The sequence below is a fragment of the uncultured Campylobacter sp. genome (assembly GCF_938018145.1).
Lineage (GTDB): Bacteria > Campylobacterota > Campylobacteria > Campylobacterales > Campylobacteraceae > Campylobacter_A.
Genome location: NZ_CALIII010000342.1, coordinates 1 through 5125, shown reverse-complemented (window position 1 = coordinate 5125; position 5125 = coordinate 1). Strand labels below are relative to the sequence as shown.

Here is a 5125-nt window from a genome sequence, read left to right as displayed (position 1 = left end):
TCGGCAGGTTTGATGATTTGCCAAAGCTAAAGCCAATTGACGACGAGCTTGCAAAAGACGAGGAGCAAGAAGAGCCGGGTAAGATTGATAAATTTGATGCATTTAGCGAGTCTACCGAGCTCGAATCAAAAAGGCAAGAGCTAAGCGAAAATTTACAAGCTATCAACGAGGCTCTAAATGAAATAGATGCGCTAGACGAGATGCCTGCGCAAGAAGACGAAAACGACGAAGAGGCTATTTTTGTGGCATGGAAAGAGCCGCAAATAGAAAAAGATACGCAAGAAATAAGTGAATTTGACCAAGAGGGCGAAAAATCGGACGTTTCTTGTTTTGAGCGTTTGCAAGAAACGGTAGTAATGAAGCAGATTTCTAACGAAAAAGATCAGCTTTTAGACTTTTTAAGGGATGAATTTGCTTCAGTAGAGCTTGATGGTGATGAAGAAGAAGCCACAGATAAATTTTGCGCAAGCCAAAGCGATCAGGATAAATTTGATACTGAGGAAGACGAGAATCTTGAGAGTAAATTTGACTCTATCAAAAACGAATTCGATATCGATAAAAACGAGATAAATTCCAAACAAACGCAGTCAAATTTAAGTGCTGATTTTTGGGATGTGCCGCAAAGCAAAGAGCTAGAGGATAAACATTTTCTAAAGATCGACGAGCATGCTGACTTAAGCGAGCCTGAGGATCAAATTTTAGAGCCGAATTTAACGCAAAAGCAAGAAGAAACAAGCAAAGGAGTAGAGCAGGTGCAAACTATAAACGATATGCAAGAAAGCCGAACAAATACGGCAAAAGAGCCGGAAGCAAGACCCGTTAGGCGTAGAGATAGGGCCGCGCTTTTGGCCGAGCTTGGACTAACGATGGAAGAAGAGTCCTTTGGTGTGTCTGTTAGGCCGCCGATGCCGCAAGATGACGACGAGAGTGAAAAAAGAGCTGCTATGAAGGCGGTTTTGGACGGATATCTGATGAAACTTATCGAGCTTGGCGGTAGCGACTTACACGTGAAGTCGGATAAAGTAGTTCGCGGTAGATTTAACGGCGAGATCGTCGCGATGGGTGATACGATTTTGGATTACGACCGCTCGATACTTATTGCCAAGGAAATTTTAGGGGCGAATTATTATAATCTTATGAAAAAAAAGAGCGTGGATTTTACATATAAATTAAACGATGACTATCGCTTCCGCTCTAACGTCTTTTTACAGATGGATGGCGTATCTTTCGTATTTAGAACGATACCGACGAAAATTCCTACGATGTCTGAGCTTTTATTGCCGCCGGTTATTGAAAAGCTTTGCAATAAAGTAAATAGAGGTATCATCCTAGTAACGGGGCCGACCGGTAGCGGTAAAACGACGACGCTAGCTAGTATGATAAACTACCTAAATCACACGAAAAACTACCACATCGTCACTATCGAGGATCCGATCGAATTTATTTACAGCGACGATAAAAGCGTAATTAATCAGCGGGGTATCGGCCAAGACGTCGATAGTTTTGCCGACGCGCTAAGGGCCTCTTTGCGCGAAGACCCGGATGTTATATTCGTAGGCGAGATGAGGGACCTAGAGACCGTTAGAACCGCGATAAACGCTGCGGAAACCGGCCACTTGGTGCTTGCTACGCTTCACACCCTTGATGCTAAAGAAACTATCGGCCGCGTCATAAATATGTTCCCTAAAGAGGAGCAAAACCGAGTCAGGATGACGTTTGCTTCGGTTGCGGAGGCTATCATATCTCAGCGTCTAGTCGTAACTACGGAAAATAAACGCCGCGTCGCTTGCGAAATAATGATAAAAAACATAAGAATAAGAGATATGATCCTAGAGGATAGAGATAGCGAAATTTACGATGCAATAGAGCAGAGTAGAAACACCTATCAGATGCAGACTTTCGAGCAGCATCTGCTTGATATGTATACTTCGGGAATCATTACGAAAGAAGAGGCCCTAAAGAGCGCCGGTAGAAGAGAAAACCTCGATATCAAAATCAAATCCGCCGACCTTGCCAAAAAACGAGCGATGGTCGCTTCTATCGAGGAAGACGCTGCGCTTTTAAGAGAATTTCAAAGCGACGTTATCGCGCTTAAAGATATCAAGTAAGGCGAAATTTATATAAATTTGGGTATTATCGGCTTCTATTTTTCAAGAAAGGAAAACGATGTTAGAAGGTATCGTTAGAGAGAGTATCGGTAAAAAGGCGTCAAAAGCCTTGAGAAGAGATGGTTATCTAATCGCCAACATTTACGGTAAGGGATTAGAGAATGTGCAAGCCGCTTTTAAAATCAACGATTTTATAAAAGAGGTTCGCAAAAAAGAGAGCCTTGCGTTTGATGTAAAAGTGGGCGGAAAAACCTTAAAAGTCGTAGTAGTCGAATACCAAAAAGACCCTGTGACAAACGCACTACAACACGTTGATTTGAAGGTTGCGCTTCCAGGCGTCGTCTCAAAATATATGATCCCGGTTAAACCTTACGGAACTCCGGTCGGTCTAAAAAATAAAGGCGTTTTGATCATCTCAAAAAGGCGCTTAGCCGTAAAATGCACGGCTGAAAATTTGCCAAATTCATTCGACATAGACGTTAGCGGTCTTGATATAGACAACACCGTCCTGGTACGCGATATAGCCGTTCCTGCGGGCGTCACTATGCTCGATGCTGACCGCGTAGCGGTTCTGGGCGTAATAAAAGCTAAATAAGGCTAGCCTTGATACTCATAGTCGGACTGGGGAATCCCGGTCCCGAGTACTCCAAAACAAGACACAACGTCGGCTTTATGCTGATAGATAGACTCAAAAACTCAAATTTTACAGACGTAAGCTCGGCCAAATTTCAAGGCGAGCTGTTTAAATTCCAAAATTTACTTTTTCTAAAACCAACAACCTTTATGAACCTAAGCGGACGAAGCGTGAAAGCCGTAGCCGATTTTTATAAACCCGAGCGTATTATCGTGATTCATGATGACCTTGATCTAAATTTCGGCGTCGTTAAATTTAAAAAGGGCGGCGGAAACGGCGGACACAACGGCTTAAAGTCAATCGACGCATTAATGGGCGTAGACTACGAACGAGTACGTATCGGTATCGGCAGAAGCGCGCACAAAGGCGAAAGTGCGGTAACCGGCCACGTGCTTGGCGAATTTAGCGCAGATGAGAAAGAGGGGCTGGAAAAAATTTTAGACTACTGCGAAAATGCGCTAAATGAGCTAATAAAAACCGACATCGACGCCGTTTCGCAAAAATTCTCAACCAAAAAAGGCATTTTGTGAGAGGATTAAATTTAGCATTTTCGATTTTTGTGATTCGTCAAATTTTGGAGCTTTTTAAAGCACTCAAAAATCGGTTAAATTTAGAGTCCAAATTTAAAACCTTGCTCCTAATTTTATTTACAGCAAATTTTATAAATTTACTTAAAAATTTTACTAGCAAATTTATAAAATTTACGAAAAAAGCGCTCAGACAAAAACTTGAATTCGGGTTTTTTAAGAGCGTAAAACAAGTCTGTTTCTCGTCTAGCCAAAAAGCGGCAAATTTGAGCGTCATTACGGCGGCAAAGGATGCATATTTGCAGCATAGCTCAAATAATAAATTTGCAGGGCAAGTTTTCGGTATTTTCGGTAGCGCCGCTTTCGTTCGCCTTCCACCGTGCGTAAAATTTGATTTAAGATGGCCCAGATGAACCTTTACGCGCGTTACGTCGGTTGGCTTTATTTTAAATACTTCGCGATATTGTTTATCGCGCTTACGCTTTTTTACGTCGGTATCGATATCCTAACCAACCTAAAAGATATGCCCGCAAGCGCGAACCTAAAGCTGCTTTATTTTGGTCTTACCTCGCTTACGGCGGTAAACTACGTCCTGCCGCTTGCGCTCATTTTTGCGCTGATAACTAGCAAATTTAGCATGATCCGCAGTAACGAGCTAGTTAGTTTTTATGCGCTTGGTATCGATAAAAATCGCCTGATCAAGCCGCCTTTTTACATCGCGCTTGCCATCACGTTTATTTACGTCGGGCTAAATTTCACGCCTTTTGCCTACGCTTACGAGTATGGGCGAAATATCGTGAAGCTCTCAAATTTATCGCGCACGAGCTCTGATATTTTCTTAAAATTCGAAGGCAAATTTGTCTATATGGACAGCCTAAATCCCATTAGCGGTGAGGCAAAAGATGTGCGGATATTTGACATAAACGGCAGCAACTTACGCAGCGCTACCTTTGGCGAAAGCGCGAAGTTTATAGACGATGCGTGGCTTTTAAAAAACGCTAAAATCGTAAATTTGCCGCAAAATATCAAGCTCGGCGAAAAGGGACTCGATATCAAAACGCCAAGCGAGCTAAAAACGCTTGAAAATTTTAAACCAAAAACCATAGAAAGCGCGTCGGCGGAGAGCTCGGCGATCACGATTCCCGATGCAGTGGATTACATTTTGGCGTTTAAAGACGAAGGTATCGGGCTAAATTCGACCAAAACTACGCTTTATAACCTCGCTTTTGCGCCTTTTTTTGCGCCTTTTATGGTGCTAATTATTTACTATTTCTTGCCGGTTACGGGACGATTTTTTAATCTCGCCTTAAAAAGCTTTATCTTTACGATCGCCTCGCTTTGCGTCTGGGGCGCGCTTTTTGTGATGATGAGATTTGCTAGAAACGGCGTCGTCTCGCCCGAGGTCGGCGTGCTTTTACCTATTATTTTACTCGGTGCTTACGCTTTTTATCTGCGTTTTGGGAGTCGTTAAGAGAGATTTAGGCAAAATTTCTGTAAAATCTAACTATTTTTAAACAAGGTCGGTTATGGATTTTACGAATTTAGCGCAAAAATACGGCACCCCTCTTTACGTTTACGATTTTGACTACATGGCACACCGCTACGAAGCGCTAAAAAAAGCGTTTCACGCTAGAAAATCTCTCGTATGCTACGCCGTTAAGGCAAACTCAAATTTAAGCGTTTTGAAATTTTTAGCCGGGCTTGGAGCCGGGTTTGACTGCGTGAGCGTGGGTGAAGTTAGGCGCGCTTTGCTAGCGGGAGCTAAAAGCTATCAGATCATCCTAAGCGGCGTGGGTAAGCGCGACGACGAGCTCAAATTTGCGCTGGAAAATGAAATCTTGATGATAAATTTAGAA

Annotated in this window: 4 protein-coding genes and 1 pseudogene; all 5 read left to right on the top strand. The window is 42.8% G+C overall.

Features of this window, described 5'->3' with window-relative positions:
• On the top strand, positions 1–2108 hold a 2108-nt coding region (locus tag Q0338_RS07920), incomplete at its 5' end, for a PilT/PilU family type 4a pilus ATPase (RefSeq protein ID WP_298086280.1).
• A gap of 58 nt (positions 2109–2166) precedes the next feature.
• Positions 2167–2703, top strand: a complete 537-nt coding sequence (locus Q0338_RS07915) for a 50S ribosomal protein L25/general stress protein Ctc (RefSeq protein WP_298086279.1) — start codon at positions 2167–2169, stop codon at positions 2701–2703.
• Positions 2704–2711: 8 nt separating this feature from the next.
• Positions 2712–3272, top strand: a complete 561-nt coding sequence (pth, locus tag Q0338_RS07910; protein WP_298086278.1) for an aminoacyl-tRNA hydrolase — start codon at positions 2712–2714, stop codon at positions 3270–3272.
• A 406-nt stretch (positions 3273–3678) separates the two neighbouring features.
• Entirely contained in the window at positions 3679–4740 is a 1062-nt protein-coding gene (locus Q0338_RS07905; RefSeq protein ID WP_298086277.1) for an LptF/LptG family permease, read from the top strand.
• Between the two features lie 55 nt (positions 4741–4795).
• Positions 4796–5125, top strand: a pseudogene (locus tag Q0338_RS07900) (diaminopimelate decarboxylase); the annotation flags it as partial.

Excerpts from the sequence above, each read along its gene's own strand:
- Q0338_RS07915 (WP_298086279.1), top strand. The coding sequence starts at position 2,167 with ATGTTAGAAGGTATCGTTAGAGAGAGTATCGGTAAAAAGGCGTCAAAA.
- Q0338_RS07905 (WP_298086277.1), top strand. The coding sequence starts at position 3,679 with ATGAACCTTTACGCGCGTTACGTCGGTTGGCTTTATTTTAAATACTTC.